General features: G+C 46.7%; 18 protein-coding genes. 4 read left to right on the forward strand and 14 right to left on the reverse strand.

Translation table 11 applies throughout. From position 1 onward, the window contains the following. Positions 1–178 precede the first annotated feature (178 nt). The gene (locus DVG79_RS06995; protein WP_114596079.1) at positions 179–1,543 is read left to right on the forward strand and encodes an amino acid permease; all 1,365 of its coding nucleotides are present in this window, start codon (positions 179–181) and stop codon (positions 1,541–1,543) included. Between the two features lie 44 nt (positions 1,544–1,587). Here the strand turns inward: DVG79_RS06995 and DVG79_RS07000 are convergent, their stop codons facing one another. The 3 genes from DVG79_RS07000 to DVG79_RS07010 form a co-directional block, all read right to left on the reverse strand. After that, positions 1,588–2,355, reverse strand: coding sequence for an ABC transporter permease (locus DVG79_RS07000; protein ID WP_114596080.1), 768 nt, complete (start codon positions 2,353–2,355; stop codon positions 1,588–1,590). Position 2,356: 1 nt separating this feature from the next. Further along, positions 2,357–3,274 (reverse strand): ATP-binding cassette domain-containing protein, encoded by a 918-nt coding sequence (locus DVG79_RS07005; RefSeq protein ID WP_114596081.1) that lies wholly within the window; start codon positions 3,272–3,274, stop codon positions 2,357–2,359. A 122-nt stretch (positions 3,275–3,396) separates the two neighbouring features. Further along, positions 3,397–4,218, reverse strand: coding sequence for a transporter substrate-binding domain-containing protein (locus DVG79_RS07010; RefSeq protein WP_114596082.1), 822 nt, complete (start codon positions 4,216–4,218; stop codon positions 3,397–3,399). A gap of 204 nt (positions 4,219–4,422) precedes the next feature. On the opposite strand from DVG79_RS07010, the gene DVG79_RS07015 reads away from it, so the two are divergent. Beyond that, on the forward strand, positions 4,423–5,064 hold the full coding sequence (locus tag DVG79_RS07015; RefSeq protein ID WP_114596083.1) for an SDR family oxidoreductase: 642 nt from the start codon (positions 4,423–4,425) through the stop codon (positions 5,062–5,064). 44 nt (positions 5,065–5,108) lie between these two features. Here the strand turns inward: DVG79_RS07015 and DVG79_RS07020 are convergent, their stop codons facing one another. The 4 genes from DVG79_RS07020 to DVG79_RS07035 form a co-directional block, all read right to left on the reverse strand. After that, complete coding sequence (locus DVG79_RS07020) at positions 5,109–6,137, reverse strand: YhgE/Pip domain-containing protein (protein WP_114596084.1); 1,029 nt, start codon at positions 6,135–6,137, stop codon at positions 5,109–5,111. A 74-nt stretch (positions 6,138–6,211) separates the two neighbouring features. Next, positions 6,212–6,634 (reverse strand): MarR family winged helix-turn-helix transcriptional regulator, encoded by a 423-nt coding sequence (locus DVG79_RS07025; protein WP_012370122.1) that lies wholly within the window; start codon positions 6,632–6,634, stop codon positions 6,212–6,214. A gap of 156 nt (positions 6,635–6,790) precedes the next feature. Continuing rightward, positions 6,791–7,420 (reverse strand): hypothetical protein, encoded by a 630-nt coding sequence (locus tag DVG79_RS16250; protein ID WP_233494550.1) that lies wholly within the window; start codon positions 7,418–7,420, stop codon positions 6,791–6,793. Positions 7,421–7,506: 86 nt separating this feature from the next. Beyond that, a complete protein-coding gene (locus tag DVG79_RS07035; RefSeq protein WP_233494551.1) occupies positions 7,507–8,247 on the reverse strand; it encodes a nuclease-related domain-containing protein in 741 nt (246 codons plus the stop codon). A gap of 122 nt (positions 8,248–8,369) precedes the next feature. Between DVG79_RS07035 and DVG79_RS07040 the strand changes: the two genes are divergently transcribed. Continuing rightward, on the forward strand, positions 8,370–8,684 hold the full coding sequence (locus tag DVG79_RS07040; protein WP_114596086.1) for a hypothetical protein: 315 nt from the start codon (positions 8,370–8,372) through the stop codon (positions 8,682–8,684). Between the two features lie 55 nt (positions 8,685–8,739). Here the strand turns inward: DVG79_RS07040 and DVG79_RS07045 are convergent, their stop codons facing one another. The 7 genes from DVG79_RS07045 to DVG79_RS07075 all read right to left on the reverse strand — a co-directional run bounded on the left by DVG79_RS07045 (position 8,740) and on the right by DVG79_RS07075 (position 13,876). Further along, entirely contained in the window at positions 8,740–9,372 is a 633-nt protein-coding gene (locus DVG79_RS07045) for an ABC transporter ATP-binding protein (protein ID WP_114596087.1), read from the reverse strand. Positions 9,373–9,384: 12 nt separating this feature from the next. Next, entirely contained in the window at positions 9,385–10,887 is a 1,503-nt protein-coding gene (locus DVG79_RS07050; RefSeq protein WP_158537533.1) for a hypothetical protein, read from the reverse strand. Continuing rightward, on the reverse strand, positions 10,797–11,555 hold the full coding sequence (locus tag DVG79_RS07055) for an ABC transporter permease (RefSeq protein WP_114596089.1): 759 nt from the start codon (positions 11,553–11,555) through the stop codon (positions 10,797–10,799). The genes DVG79_RS07050 and DVG79_RS07055 overlap by 91 nt, the downstream gene beginning before the upstream one ends. An 18-nt stretch (positions 11,556–11,573) precedes the next feature. Then, positions 11,574–12,329: a permease prefix domain 1-containing protein gene (locus tag DVG79_RS07060; protein ID WP_114596090.1), complete on the reverse strand. Its 756-nt coding sequence runs from the start codon at positions 12,327–12,329 to the stop codon at positions 11,574–11,576. Further along, positions 12,319–12,663, reverse strand: coding sequence for a PadR family transcriptional regulator (locus DVG79_RS07065; RefSeq protein WP_114596091.1), 345 nt, complete (start codon positions 12,661–12,663; stop codon positions 12,319–12,321). Before DVG79_RS07065 ends, DVG79_RS07060 begins: the two co-directional genes overlap by 11 nt. Before the next feature lie 180 nt (positions 12,664–12,843). Beyond that, positions 12,844–13,269 (reverse strand): hypothetical protein, encoded by a 426-nt coding sequence (locus DVG79_RS07070; RefSeq protein WP_114596092.1) that lies wholly within the window; start codon positions 13,267–13,269, stop codon positions 12,844–12,846. A 214-nt stretch (positions 13,270–13,483) separates the two neighbouring features. Then, complete coding sequence (locus DVG79_RS07075; protein ID WP_114596093.1) at positions 13,484–13,876, reverse strand: RrF2 family transcriptional regulator; 393 nt, start codon at positions 13,874–13,876, stop codon at positions 13,484–13,486. 171 nt (positions 13,877–14,047) lie between these two features. On the opposite strand from DVG79_RS07075, the gene DVG79_RS07080 reads away from it, so the two are divergent. Further along, positions 14,048–14,341, forward strand: coding sequence for a hypothetical protein (locus DVG79_RS07080; RefSeq protein WP_114596094.1), 294 nt, complete (start codon positions 14,048–14,050; stop codon positions 14,339–14,341). The last annotated feature ends 147 nt before the right edge of the window (positions 14,342–14,488 follow it).

Raw genomic sequence — 14,488 nt, forward strand, 5'->3', positions numbered from 1 at the left:
CCTTCGTTGGAAGTGGTTCGGCTTTTTCATTTTCTTTCATTTTTCAAAATAAAACTAAAAATGTTTTCAGAAAAAGCTTTCTATTCTCTTTTTTAAAATAGTATACTCATGGTTATAGTGTTTCGAACTGGTCTTACAAGTTCGACAATCATCAATTTTTTGGTACATGGGGGTACTTATGGAATCGAATTTAAAACGCGAACTGACATCACGACAAGTACAAATGATTGCTCTTGGGGGGACAATCGGCGTTGGTCTATTTTTAGGATCGTCGAGTACGATTGCCTGGACCGGTCCATCGGTCATTTTGGCCTACATGTTTGCAGGTGCCTTTATCTTTTTAATCATGCGGGCATTAGGTGAGATGGTCTACACCCATCCACATACGGGATCATATGCGAAGTTTGCCAATGATTACATTCATCCGGCTGCCGGCTTCATGACAGCAAGCAGCAACATCTTCAACTGGGTCATCGTCGGGATGAGTGAAGTCATTGCCGTCGGCGCCTATATGCGCTTCTGGTGGCCGGATTTACCGACCTGGATTCCCGGTGTCGTCGTCATCGTCATCCTGACGCTTGCGAACCTCGCCTCGGTTAAAATGTTTGGTGAACTCGAATTTTGGTTCGCCTCCGTCAAAGTCATTACGATCATCCTGATGATCATTGCCGGTCTTGGTCTCATCCTGTTTGGTTTCGGAAACGACGGAACGCCGATCGGCTTCTCTAACCTTTGGTCGCATGGCGGCTTCTTCACGAACGGCTTCAGCGGTTTCTTCTTTGCCCTCTCGATCGTCTTCGCCTCCTACATCGGCGTCGAACTGATCGGTGTGACGGCCGGAGAAACGAAGGATCCGGAAACGAACATTACCCGTGCGATCAACGGTGTCATCTGGCGGATCCTGATTTTTTACGTCGGGGCAATCTTCATCATCGTCACCGTCTATCCGTGGGATCAGTTGGCCGATATCGGCAGTCCGTTTGTCGCGACCTTTGCCAAAGTCGGCATCACGGCTGCTGCCGCCATCATCAACGTCGTCGTCATCACGGCTGCGATGTCCGGATGTAACTCGGGTATCTTCAGTTCCAGCCGGATGATTTATACACTTGCGGAAAAAGGACAGATGCCGTCGCTGTTCCTGAAGGTCAATAAAAACGGTATTCCCTTGTATACGGTCCTTGCCGTCTCAGCCGGAATCTTCGTCGGTGTCATTCTCGACATCGTTCTGCCGCTGTTCCTCGGGAAAGATACGAACATCTTTGTCTATGTCTACAGTGCCTCGGTCTTACCGGGAATGATACCGTGGTTCGCCATCCTGATCAGTCACATCCAGTACCGGAAAATCGAAGCGGATCGGATAGCCGATCATCCGTTCAAAATGCCGGGCGCACCATACACGAACTACATTACGATTGTCATGCTGTTGATTGTTCTCGTCGGGATGTTATTTAACGATGAGACACGTGTCTCGATTTTGATCGGAATCGTGTTCCTGATTGTATCCGGTATCTACTACGTCGTACGCACACCTAAATCTTCTTAAAAAAAACGCTGTCTCCGGCTGAAAAATCCGGAGACAGCGTTTTGTCATTTCTTCAAGGCTCCGCGCGCGTTGAGTGCGGCAAATACAACCATCGCAATACTCAAAACGGCAGCTACGATGACACCCTGCGTATAAACACTCCAATCAATCGTCTCGCGTAACAGGACGGCCCGCATCCCTTCCATGATATACGTCGTCGGATTGAGTGTCGCGGCAATTTTTAGCCACTCCGCCTCAATCAACTCTTTCGGGACGAACGTCGTCGATAAGAAAATCAACGGGAAAAACAGCAATGTCCCGGCTTGTGCCGCCTGGGCGTTCCGCGTCTTCAAGGCGACACCGACGGAATAGCCAGCGAACGCGAGACCGAAGCCGAGCGCGAGGACAATCGTCAGGAAAAAGCCGCTAATGCCCGCCGGAATCGACAGACCGAGTAAAAAGCCCATTCCGAAAATCAATAACGTCTGAACGAATAATTGCAACATCCCGGCGAGCATCGGTCCGAGAACGATTGACGTCCGTGAGACCGGCGTCAACAGCAAGCGGGCAAAATAACCGCTCTCAATATCTTTGACGAGTGCCTGCCCCGCTCCCCCGGCTCCGCCGACGGCACCGGACACGATTGAGACGGGCAGGATGAAGTTCAAGTAGTCGACGCCGCCGAACTGGGGCAGACTCGAGATGCCGGACAAACCGCTCGTATAAACAAGCAGGAAAAAGACACTGATGATTAAGTTCGGGATGAACGAAAACGGATTCCGTAAGGTCACGAGCAGACTGCGTTTCGTTAAAATCAAGGTTTCCCGCCACATATCAGCTCTCCTCCTTATAGGCCTGACCCGTTAATTGAATGAAGACATCATCGAGCGACGGCTGTTTAACGACAAGCGAACGGGCTGTCACGTGCTGTTCATCGAGATAGCGGACGACCTGCTTCAGCGTCTCTGTCCCGTTGGACGGCAAAATGATCAGACCCTTCTCGATCCGACCATCAAACGCCTGCCGGAAAGCCTCGCTCGACTGTTCCCCTTCAAGGACGACCTCGATCCGTTCTGTTCCGTTCAGCGCTTTCAGCTCTGCCGCTGTCCCCTCGGCAATCAGCTTCCCGTCATTGATGATGGCGATCCGGTCTGCCAGCTGATCGGCTTCTTCCAAGTACTGTGTCGTCAAAAAAATCGTCGTTCCGTATTCTTCATTCAGACGCCGAACTTCCGTCCAGATTTGCTGACGGCTTGCCGGATCCAGTCCGGTCGTCGGTTCGTCGAGAAACAAAACGGTCGGCTGATGGACAAGTGTCAATGCGAGATCCAGCCGGCGTTTCATCCCGCCGGAATACGTGCCGGCGCGGCGTTTCCCGTCTGCCGATAATCCAACGAGTTCAAGCAGTTCAACGGCCCGTTCGACGGCTTTGTCCTTTGAAAATCCAAATAGTTTCCCTTGCAGCACCAGTAACTCTTCACCTGTCAAATCATTATCGATACCGGTTTCCTGCAGGGCGACACCGATTTGCAACCGGACATCCTTTTGATTTCGTTGAATGTCGTACTGGTTGATCGTTGCACTGCCGGACGAGACGGCAATCAACGTCGTCAGCATTTGGACCGTCGTCGATTTACCAGCGCCATTCGGACCGAGAAAGGCAAAAATCTCGCCTTTGTCGACATGAAAGGAAATCTGATCAACGACTTTTTTCCCGTTATATTCCTTCGTCAACCGGTCTACTTCAATCATGCTCATCCGTCCTTTCGTTAGTCAGACAATCGTTCAGTCACTTCCTTATCTTTACCCACTTTTTAGCTGATTGCACAAAAAGGGACAAACCCAAAATTGGATTTGCCCATCGGTTGCTCTATTTAGATGACATCCTGTCCAACTGAAGTCACACACCACTTTTCTTTTAAGGCTCGAATCCGTTCCTGTCCTTCATAGGAATTCATCCATAGATTCATCACGTCCAAAACTTCCGTCTGCCGGTCCTGGATCAGATAACTTTTTTCAGCAGGAATCCACTTTTCACGAATCTTCGGAGCCCCGAGCCGCTGATCGAGCGACGCATAGTAAATCGCTTCGACCGTGTCGGTGATCATGACATCAACTTCTCCGGCCGCAACTGCTGCCGGGATGGTCAGGTTATCGGCATACATGACGATACGGGCCTGATCAAACGTCTGCCGGACGAACTGTTCATTTGTTCCTCCCGGATTTAAGCCGATTGTCACATCAGGCTGGTTGATGGCTTCAATCGATGTTAACAGATCGAGGTCCGTCGCCCGGACAAGCGGCGTCTTTTGAAACGACAGGTAGCTTTTCGTAAAGTCGCCGACGATTTCGCGTTCGATGTTTTTCGTGACGCCGCCGACGACCATATGAAATTTCCCGGCACGTAGATCACGGGTCAGTGTTCCCCATGTCGTCGGGACGAATTCGACTTCGAGTCCGGCGACTTCCGCAAACGAGCAGATGACATCAATGTCGAACCCTTCATATTGGTTGGTCTGACGGTTCAGGTACGTAAACGGTTTATAATCTCCGGTCGTTCCGACGACAATCTTTTTTGTTGTGAAGACATTTTGTTTACCGACGCTGAATGAACCCGTCGCATTCTTTAATCGTGTCGCTATCATGAGACCGGAAAGCAACAGACTTCCTCCAAGTGCCAATTCTCGTTTATTCACTCTGTCCGCTTCCTCTCTCTGTCTGACGCTGTGTTTTTGTATAATACTCAAAACAGTATCATATTGTTCTAACGGTTCCAACAATTTTTTGATTATTTCGTCAAAAAGCGGCGATGTTCTCTTGCCAAGCCCTCTTGATTGCAGGATACACGTACTTTCTTCCATACTGACAAAGAACGAATCAACGAATGGGAGGAATGGAAGATGAGTAACGTATTCATTATTGGAGCAAACGGAAAAGTCGGTCGTCAGGTAGCGAAACAATTAAGCGGATCGAGTCACGACGTCCGCGTCGGATTACGTTCAAAGGAACAGTATGCCGATTTTGAATCTCTCGGGGCAACACCGGTCGCTCTCGATTTAGAGCACGATGTCGCATCGATTCAAGATGCAATCCAAGGCAGTGACATCGTCATCTTTACAGCCGGATCCGGCGGTCACACCGGCGCGGATAAAACCATTTTGATTGATCTTGACGGAGCGGCAAAAGCAGTTGCGGCAGCAGAAGGAATTCAAGCGAGCCAGTTCATCATGGTCAGCGCCTTAAATGCCGACTCGCCGGAAACGTGGTCCGACAGCATGAAACCGTATTACGTCGCGAAACATTACGCTGATCGTCTGTTGCGTGAAAGTTCACTTGCCTATACGATTCTGCGTCCGGGCGGCTTGACGGATGAGGCAGGTACAGGTGCGGTCACAACAGATCCGACTTCAACGGACGAAACAACGATTGCCCGGGAAGATGTCGCCCGCGTCGTCGTCGCCTCGATCGGCCAACAGTCGGCGTACCACCAAACGATTCCATTGCTAACGGGTGACACAGCGATTGCTGAATTGTTTGCTTAACTAAAAAACGAGCTGATCCGATTGGATTAGCTCGTTTTTTTGTTTCAGGAAGCCTGTTTGACCTCGACAACATGTGCCTGTTCCCGGCGGAGCGCTGTCAAAATCAGTGTAACAGCAAGCGTCACGAGCAGAATAACCACCAGTCGTAAGAGGTAGGTCGAGATATCACCGTCAAAATACAGCAACCGGGTCAAGCCACCGACGGCATTCGGAACCGGCAGATAATGACCAATCGTTTGGTAAAACGGGGCCAGCATCGAAGACGGAACGATATTTCCCGCCGTCATGAGTTGAAACGGAATCAAAGCAACGTTCACAAGCGGTGCAATCGGACCAAAAATCGTGAAGTTCATCTGCGTGACGCTGATACACGTTGCTGTCAGCAACAGTTGGAACGCCCATACTTTCAAGAAGGATGTCTCAATCTCGGCAAAGGCAAACGCAAGCGATACCATGACGAGCGGAACAACCAGCAGGACGATTCCGTGCAACAGTTGTTTACTCCAAAAGAGTGACCATTTTGAAAAACGTTTTTGGAGAATTTGTGTCACGAGATTAAATTGAATTCCCATCGTCATGACAGCAATATAAATCACGAAGCCCAGTAACAACGGCAACATCGACATCGAGAAATCGGACACTTCATGCTCGATGATGATGTCCGAACGAATAGCCGGCTGACCGTTTACCCCTTGCGCGATTTCAGCTGTCGCCTGTTTTAGAATACCGTTCGCGAACTCGGCATTTGCCTGGTTGACGTGAAACGTCATCTGTTTTTGACCGGTCAAATCGGCAGCAAGCACCATCTCGACGTTTCCGGCATCGAGTTGTTTCAGACCTTCCGTTTCGGACGAAACGGCTTTGACGGTAAACGGACTATCCGCTTTGAGGTTTTGATATAGTCCTTCCGTCGTCGCATCTTTGACGACAGCGACCCGTAACTGATCCAACCGGTCCGTCGCCCCGTGGTAACCGGTCATCCAAACGACAAGGAACAAGACCGGAACAATCAAGGCAAACATTAACCCGACTTTCGTTTGTGTAATCGACCATACTTCTTTAAAACTCTTCATGTAATCCGCTCTCCTTTTATATATGCATTACTTATAATATCATGTGCAACTATCAGTTCAAAAAGAGAAACCACTTACGTCACATTTTTGTAAATGGTCTCGAGTGTCTTGATGAATTGTTTAATCTCTTTTTTCGACAGACCGGAAAATGCCTGCTGCTGGAGTTCATCGAGCGTCGGTTCGAGTAGCTGAATCGTTTGGATACCTTCTTTCGTCGTCAACAAAATGAAGGCTCTCCGGTCTCTCGGATCCGCCGAACGAATGACAAGCCCCTTCTTGACCAGCTTGTCGAGGATTTTTCCGACCGTCGTCTGATCCCGCTCAGTCGTCAACGCCAACTGTTTTTGCGAGATGCCTTCCTGCTTATGCAGCTCACTCAACACTGAAAATTGTTCCGGTGTCAAACCATGTTGTTCCATCCGTTTCGTGGCCGCCCGTTTAAAAGACAGATAGCTGCGTGACAATTGCATACCAAGTGACCAATCCGCTTCTTTCATGAAGACTCCCCACTTTCGGAATAATAGTTGCACTACTTATTAATTGAACTTATTTACTATATGCCGGAACCGGTGGATTGTCAAATTGTTCTTTTCTTCTAAAAAAACAGTTGTTGATACGAAGTATTACTTCTCAACAACTGTTTCTTCTTTTATTTACTTCATCGGAATCATTTTTACGGCTTCTTCAGTAATCAGCGTATCACCATCTTCAGCGTAAAATGTGTAATCTCCGCTACCATTAGCTCCGAGAATTGTGTTTACTTTTAAATCCCCGCTCGCACTATGTACTACGAAGTTAGATCCTGAACCGATATTTGTAGCTTTGTATCTTGAAACGGGTAGATCAATACCCACTGTATATTGTCCAGCATTTAATGTTTTAGGATCATCCATTTTTTCTCGTACTTGCATACTTAATTGTTTTAATAAATTTTCCTTAGTCTTAATTTGATTCTTAATCTTAGTATAATTGCCATCAACTTTTTCGAAGTCATCTTCTCTTGCTTGCAGTTTAGCTTCAGCATTAACGATATCAGATTTTAACGCATCGCGCTGATCAATCATATCTAATACTGATTGATAATCTTCCATTGCACTTGCTTTTCCTTCCTCTGCATCCTCTCTGACTGACTTTAGTTTTTTAATTTCGTTTTCAAGTCCAGTTATATCGACTTCTTTTCCATGCAGTTTCGCTTTTGCTTCATACGTACCAACTCCACCGCCAATGAAAAGAGCAGCTAAAATAGCAATTACAATAAATATGTTTCTTTTTATGTTCTTCATTTTTCTCTCCTAATTATCATTCTGATCGGAATTTCTTCGTAGTAAATATTTAACATTCCAAAATGATTAGATTTTGCATATTTTTATTAAGTAAACGATTTAATCGACTCGATATGTGCATCCTTCACTTCTTGCTCGACTTGGGATTGTTGCTTGAGTTGTTCATAGACCGCATCGACCTGTTCTGGTGTCAAACGATCGACAGTCGCCAGTTTCTTGATGGTCCGCCGTAAGTCATTCCGTTTGACGACATGGACGTGACTGGAGTCCACCGTAATTTTTTTGAGTTCACAACGTTCACTGAAGACGATGACCGACTGGAATACTTCTTCTCCGATCGTCCCCTCCAAAAATCGTTCCATGCTCTTCAGGTGTTGTTCATTTTGTTTAATCGGATTATAAAATTTTTGTTTGTAGCGATTTTTAAACATCTGCGTCCACTGCCGGTCCGCTTCTTTTCCAAAAATCCAGCCGCTGTAATTTTTCGATTCAAGGATGTAAATGCCACTCTCATGAATGAACGTCACATCGATTTCCGTCAATCCTTTGCCCCGCGCTTTCGGGATGTACGTATTGATGACAAACTTGCCGTAGCCCCCGACTTTTTCAAGTTGTCGTGTCGTTAAATACTCGCCCCAAATGCCTTTATCGCGAACGGCTTTTAAAAACCGTTCCTGCGTGACCTGCTTGTATGTACTTTTCTCAAACGAACGTCTTCGGAAGTAAAATAAACTTCCGAGCGTGACGACAAACCCGACAAACAGGATACTCCCTGAAAGAAGTAATATCGGAATCAACGCCGCTAACAAATCTTCCACACTTTTCATTCCTTTCTTTTTCAAACCCTTAATTTTCCACTATTTCAGAATAAACGGTATTCTTTTCAATTTCCACTAATTGTTACATCATTTTTAGTATGATACGGTAAACGAAAGGAGGCTTCTTTCATATGGACTCATTTTTATCGGTTTGGTTGCCTTTGATCCTCTTGATCATGTTCTGGCAATCCGTATCTCAACAATTGGCAAAGCAACGAGTCGCGCAACAGCAACTTCTGCGCGAACTGACCCGGATTCAGGAACACCTCGGGATGACGGATGCCGCAAGCAGTCATACCGTACTCAATGAACAAATCCGTCAGCTTCTTGCTGATTATCAGACAGTCGAAGCCGTTAAACTCGTTCGGGAAACGCTCGGTTACCCGTTGCTTGAAGCGAAACAATATGTCGATGCACTCAAAGAGAATTCGTCTGACAACCGTTAAACCAACCAAACAGGCAAGTCCTCCGTTTTTTCGGAAGACTTGCCTGTTGGTGTATTCACCTGATGTGGTTCAACCCTCCTTCTTGAATGTGATACACCTCATCACACAGTAAATCGATGTCTTGTTGCTGGTGACTCGTCAGGAAAATCGTCCGGCCTTCCTGCTTATATTGCACGAGTAATGTTCGGATTCGTTCAACACTATCGGCATCAAGGGCATTAAACGGTTCATCGAGCAGGAGTACCTGCTGGTTTTCCATGATGGCCTGAGCAATCCCGAGCTTCTGTTTCATCCCGAGCGAATATTGTTTGACCTTTTGCGTCAAGTTCGGCGCAAGTCCGACCTGTTCCATCGCCTTTCGGATTGTTGCATCATCAATTTTGTTTTGAATCCGGGCCAGCTCTTTTAAGTTTGAGAAGCCGTCGAGTTGACCGATGTAACCGGGACGTTCAATCAAAATCCCAAAGTCCTTCGGAAAACGGTTTTTTCCCGACAACCGGCGTCCGTCCACTTCGATCGTTCCTTCGTCCGGAAAGACGAATCCGCACAGCATCTTAAATAAAACGGACTTGCCGGAACCGTTGATGCCGGTTATGCCGTAAATCTTCCCCGCTTCAAATGATACGTTGACGTCATGAAACAATTCCTGTCCTTTATAACGCTTGCTGACATTCGTAAGTGTAATCACTTGTTTTCCCCCTTAGTAAGTTGTCCGGATTTGCCTACGAAATGCGAGCTGAATCACGATCAAGACGAATAGACCGGTCAACACGAGTTGAATCGTGATGCTGACTGCCGAATGATCCAACAGCCGGACCGTCCCGTTCAAGCCAACCGGCATCCAGTCTTGTCGGACGAGCGGTAGCAGAGCGACCATCGCTCCCCCGATCCAGTACATACCTTGGACGGCTTCACGCGTCCAGTACAACACGAGAAACAGAATCAGACCGTACACGATCAGTTGCAGGGAACCGTTGACGACCGTGTGATAAAGAAGCGTCGTGATCCGGACCGGCAGACTTTCCATCTCCGTCGTCCACTTCACCCCCCGAACAAACGCAAAGCCTGTCGCAAGTACAACCAGCCCTGTTGCTGTCAGGACTGCTGTCATGATCAAGCGGCTAAATTGCCGTAAAAACCAGCGATTTAATGACTGATGCCGGATGATATGGTACATTCCCTGCTGAATGACATCCCGCTCGAACCGTTGGGTCAGTAAATAGGTGTAACCGAAAAACAGCACGGCATGATTCAAATAAGGCTGGAACGAAAAGTTCTCGGACGCTGTACCGCTGAATACCGCAATCAGATAGTCCCCATACGTCTGTCTCACCGGCTGCATCAAGAAAATCATTACACAACAAATGAGGTAGAGACTGGCTGCGCTGCCGCTTTGCGGCAACCGGATCGGCCGGTCAAGCAGTAACAATCCAGCGCCGATGACCAAAACACAACCTGTCCAAAAAGCATACGCCTGATATTCAAGCAAGGCGGCTAACGATAACAGGAAAAACGGGCTTGGAAGTCCGATTTTAAAGGCAACCCCTGTCCCGAGAAACAAAAGGCTCGCAAGCAGGTATAACAGTTTCGGGCGCTTCGTCCACAGGTACACGAGACCAAGCAAGACATGAATCAGTAGTCCACCCGTTAACAAAAAGCCGAGTTGCAACAGGTGGGCAATGAGCGGCGGAAGATCAAAAAACAGCGAATCTTTTGAGACATAAAAGACTTGTTCCGTCCGTGCCGCAAGACTCCAGACGGACGCGGACGGTGCTTGCAACGTGAATATATATCCGACCGCTCCATACAGCAATAGGCCTGTTCCCCAGACTTTCGCAAACCGTCCCGTACTATGTAATAATGCCGATCGCGAATCACGAAAGCGGATTAACCGGTTTTCCGTTAAATCTGCTCGGATTCGGATAATCGACAACACCAGGACAAGCAACAGCACATCGTAAATCAGCAGATACGTATTCATCGTCACCGCTGTCAGCAGATCCCATTGGTTGAAGACAATACCGTGTCCAAGTGCCTCCTGCTGATCGTAATACATCCAAATACAGGCGAAGACCGTCACTTGAAGCCAGGCAAGCGTATAGCCAATCCGGTTCACCATTCCCATTCCGTCCGCTTTTGTCCGGTGATAATCAAGCCAAGCAGAAACAGACCCAGCAGGCTGAACGGGACCAAAACCGTCCATAACGGCATCGCAATGATGTTAAACGGAAAAATCGTACTGATCGGCGAAAATTGAGGCGCACTGAACAGTCCTGCCGTAAAATTCAATAGATGATAAAACAAAAAGGGAAGGCCGACGGCGAGCAACAAATTCCCGGACAAAACCAGCAACAGGTAAGCAATCGTGGCGTACAGTGCCGCGTTTAGTCCAATCCAGAGTGCATAGACCAGCATATATATCCCGTCGGTCCGGAACACTTGCGTGAAGGTCGTCAACGATTCCGGTCCCTGTTCATATGTCATCCAGTGCAAGTTCGGCTCTACGAACCGTAAAAACAGCATCCAGGCAATCATCGTCACAAAAAAGATGGTGAAGACAATCAGAGCATTCACGATTCCTTTGGCAACCAGATATTGTCCGAGAGCAACCCGCGTCCGGGCATACCAGATGAACTGATGGTCGATTTCACGGGCGACTGTCGGCAGATACACTAGACAGCAGAGTAACGGAAACGCGACGGCGACAATCACGCCGGCCGACTCTTCGAAAACGCCCTGCCAGGATGTGAAGACATAACCCGTCCGGACCTGTTTGAATTGCAGCAGGATGATGAGCGGTACAAGCAACGCCATCAACAGGGTCCGGCGTGTACCGCTTCGTTTGAATTCTGTCCAAATGATCATTTGCAATGGTTTCTCCTCCTTTGGTCAGGACCGCTTTTTTGTCAGATAATACAGCAAAATACTGAGCGCCGGAATCATGATCGATATGACTCCTGTCGTCCGTGACAACCGGTCCGTCCGGTAACGTTGAATGATGATCCAAATCGTAAACAGGACATGTGCCGCCGTTAATCCGAGTAATGCAAGCGCGAGGCCGATGACGACGGTATCAATCATATCCAGTTCAACACTCCAGCTTCCATCCGGTGATCCGCTCGCAAGCGATGAAATGAACGGTCGGAAGGCCGACGGGACATGTTGTTCGTAACGTTGTTCGAGCGCCATCCGTTCCCCGTCTGTTGACGTACTGTAGATTCGGGCACCCGTGACACTCCATTCTTCCTCCACCACCGTCTTCAGCGGTGCAGCATCCGTCGTCTGCCACTCTTCCCCCAATTCGTATGGAATACCTCGTTCCATCACATCCGACATACTTCGCGCCATGAAACCACCGGAGCCGAACAGCAGACTGACAATCATCACAATGATACCGGCCAACAAAATGCGTTTCGCAAATAGCTTTTGAACGAGTTGCAATTCCTGAATCAGGGCTTTCGACTGTTCTTCGCCGCCAAAGCGATTGATGGCCATTTTAATCGCCGCCTGTTCCGAGTAGCCGTCAAAGACCAGCTCGGCGACAGCTTCTTCCAAATGTTGACGCGTCTCGTCTTTTAGTTCCTTTGTTTCCGACAAATCCGGATCAGCCGAACGGTACAGCCGGTCCACATATTCATTGATCATCCGTGTCCCCTCCTAAAAATTGATTCATTAATCGTTTGACGACCTGCCACTCCTGCCGCTTCGTCTGTAATAACGTTTGTCCGGCATCTGTCAGGTGGTAATACTTGCGGCGTGCTCCCCCGGCTGCCTCATCACTCCAATAGGACAGGACGGCTTCTTTCTTTTCGAGCCGTTTCAGCGACAGATAAAGTGTTCCTTCTTTCAGTTCGAAGGCATCAGCACTTTTTTCGCGGACTTCTTTGGCAATTTCATATCCGTACCGATCTTTATCGACCAATAGAGCCAATATCAAGGTGTCGATATGCCCTTTTAACAACTCTTTATCAATTCCCATCTTCTCCCACCACCTCTTACATACAATGTAAAACAATGTACTCTATAATGCAATGTACTTAAACAAAAAAATATTTAGTTAGCAAAAGGGCGGTGGATTGATTCCATCACCCTTTTGTCGATTCGGTCCTCTAGCCAAAATCCTTATATATAAAATGGCTTCCGCCATTTTTATTCAGCGTTAGTCTGATTCAAATTTCTGAATCAATTGATCGACCTGGCGAACAAACGGCAGGATATCTTTCTCATCCGTCATAATTCGGTGTAGTACTTCTTTTCCTTCAATATACAAATAAGCATGATGACGATTTGAGGTTGTTTCTTTCGTCAAACAAGCGGTTAAAAGATGATTCGAATGGTGTAGTGTATGTGCAGCTAAATGAATCAATTCCTTCGTTAACACTTCCCTTGCTTCATCCGTCGCCTCTTCCTCGAACAAACGGACAAGGGGTTCTAACAATTGAGCTTTGGTTGTAGACCGCAACTGTGCGTATCGAATCTCCACCGTTATGTTTTCAGCCGGCTCTTTCTTCTCGACAAGAAATAAGGGAGGTCTGATTATGGTCTTGATAACGGATGTGAATGTGTCGATGGTGATCTCAGACATTCTGGAAACTCCTTTCTGACAGAATTCAAGTTATGATTATTCCGGATGAGGACATCAAACGAAAGAAATCACTTTAGTTCCATGTTTTCATCCGAAATCAAGTATACCATTTACCGGTTTTAAGATGGAATTTTGTCTCCTTTTTTAATAAAAAAACACGCTACAGATTTTTACCAATCCGTAACGTGTTTTAAACTAATTTTCTTCCATTCTCTTAATTCACCTGAATCAAATCCTGTAACGAATATGCTTTTAACGCTTCCGAAAATTGGAGAAACGCATAATCAAACGCTTCTTTCATATTTTCCAGATTTTCATCTTCATGGATTTCAGGAAAACTTTCAAGATACGAGACTTTTTCAAAAAGTTGTACGATTTCACCTAATGTAATCTCTGACGGATCTTTCGCCAGCTTAAAACCGCCATTACGTCCTTGATAGGAATTGATGAGTCCGAATTTGCTTAGTGCATGAACAATCTTCATCAAATGATTTTTCGAGATATCGTAATAGTCGGCGACTTCTTGAATTTGAACGAGTCGAGTTGGGTGAAGAGTCGTAAACAATAGTACTCGAATCGCATAATCCGTTGATCGAGTCATTTTCATTATTTTCACCTACTTTGCTCTCTATACCGTTTATAGTACCGAAAAAAAGATACAAGATATAGTTTTAAGCGTTTCGGAATATGTCGATTTTTTTTACGAAAGATGTTTCCCGAAAACATGTACAGGAAATATTGGATATATGCAGAACGTTTTTGGAAGGAGCTCTGGCAGATGAAATTTTTAAGCGGTTCGGAATTTTTAACATTTATCGAAAAACAATTTTCGAAAGAACGGTATCGCATTGTTTCGACCTATTTGACGGCTAATTCAGCTAAAATCTCTATTTTCCAACTGGATTTTTCAGAAGAGCGGATCATGGATATTGAATACTTATTATTTTTGCCGACGCTCGAGAAACGGATTTTCATTCGAGGCGTCCGACATTCGTCTAATTTTCAGTTTTTCTTGAAAAGCTTTGAATCGCTGGATGAATTAGTCGGACCGATCCGTCAGTTAAAAAAATAAACTCTTGTCTTTTGCGTCTTTGTTCCTGTCAGTCAAAAATTTTGACTGACGTTCAGTTGATGAATCAGGTCACAACCTCCCTATAACATGTATAATCATAGTATGTTATTTAAACAGTGATCTTCATGCGGGACATGAATCGCATGT

The sequence above is a fragment of the Exiguobacterium sp. RIT594 genome, from assembly GCF_003339585.1.
Lineage (GTDB): Bacteria > Bacillota > Bacilli > Exiguobacteriales > Exiguobacteriaceae > Exiguobacterium_A.

Bases quoted from the DNA above. Each gene is read 5' to 3' on its own strand.
- DVG79_RS06995 (WP_114596079.1), top strand. From the start codon at position 179: ATGGAATCGAATTTAAAACGCGAACTGACATCACGACAAGTACAAATG.
- DVG79_RS07000 (WP_114596080.1), bottom strand. From the start codon at position 2,355: ATGTGGCGGGAAACCTTGATTTTAACGAAACGCAGTCTGCTCGTGACC.
- DVG79_RS07005 (WP_114596081.1), bottom strand. From the start codon at position 3,274: ATGATTGAAGTAGACCGGTTGACGAAGGAATATAACGGGAAAAAAGTC.
- DVG79_RS07015 (WP_114596083.1), top strand. From the start codon at position 4,423: ATGAGTAACGTATTCATTATTGGAGCAAACGGAAAAGTCGGTCGTCAG.
- DVG79_RS07020 (WP_114596084.1), bottom strand. From the start codon at position 6,137: ATGAAGAGTTTTAAAGAAGTATGGTCGATTACACAAACGAAAGTCGGG.
- DVG79_RS07025 (WP_012370122.1), bottom strand. From the start codon at position 6,634: ATGAAAGAAGCGGATTGGTCACTTGGTATGCAATTGTCACGCAGCTAT.
- DVG79_RS16250 (WP_233494550.1), bottom strand. From the start codon at position 7,420: ATGAAGAACATAAAAAGAAACATATTTATTGTAATTGCTATTTTAGCT.
- DVG79_RS07035 (WP_233494551.1), bottom strand. From the start codon at position 8,247: ATGAAAAGTGTGGAAGATTTGTTAGCGGCGTTGATTCCGATATTACTT.
- DVG79_RS07040 (WP_114596086.1), top strand. From the start codon at position 8,370: ATGGACTCATTTTTATCGGTTTGGTTGCCTTTGATCCTCTTGATCATG.
- DVG79_RS07050 (WP_158537533.1), bottom strand. From the start codon at position 10,887: ATGGACGGTTTTGGTCCCGTTCAGCCTGCTGGGTCTGTTTCTGCTTGG.
- DVG79_RS07060 (WP_114596090.1), bottom strand. From the start codon at position 12,329: ATGATCAATGAATATGTGGACCGGCTGTACCGTTCGGCTGATCCGGAT.
- DVG79_RS07065 (WP_114596091.1), bottom strand. From the start codon at position 12,663: ATGGGAATTGATAAAGAGTTGTTAAAAGGGCATATCGACACCTTGATA.
- DVG79_RS07070 (WP_114596092.1), bottom strand. From the start codon at position 13,269: ATGTCTGAGATCACCATCGACACATTCACATCCGTTATCAAGACCATA.
- DVG79_RS07075 (WP_114596093.1), bottom strand. From the start codon at position 13,876: ATGAAAATGACTCGATCAACGGATTATGCGATTCGAGTACTATTGTTT.
- DVG79_RS07080 (WP_114596094.1), top strand. From the start codon at position 14,048: ATGAAATTTTTAAGCGGTTCGGAATTTTTAACATTTATCGAAAAACAA.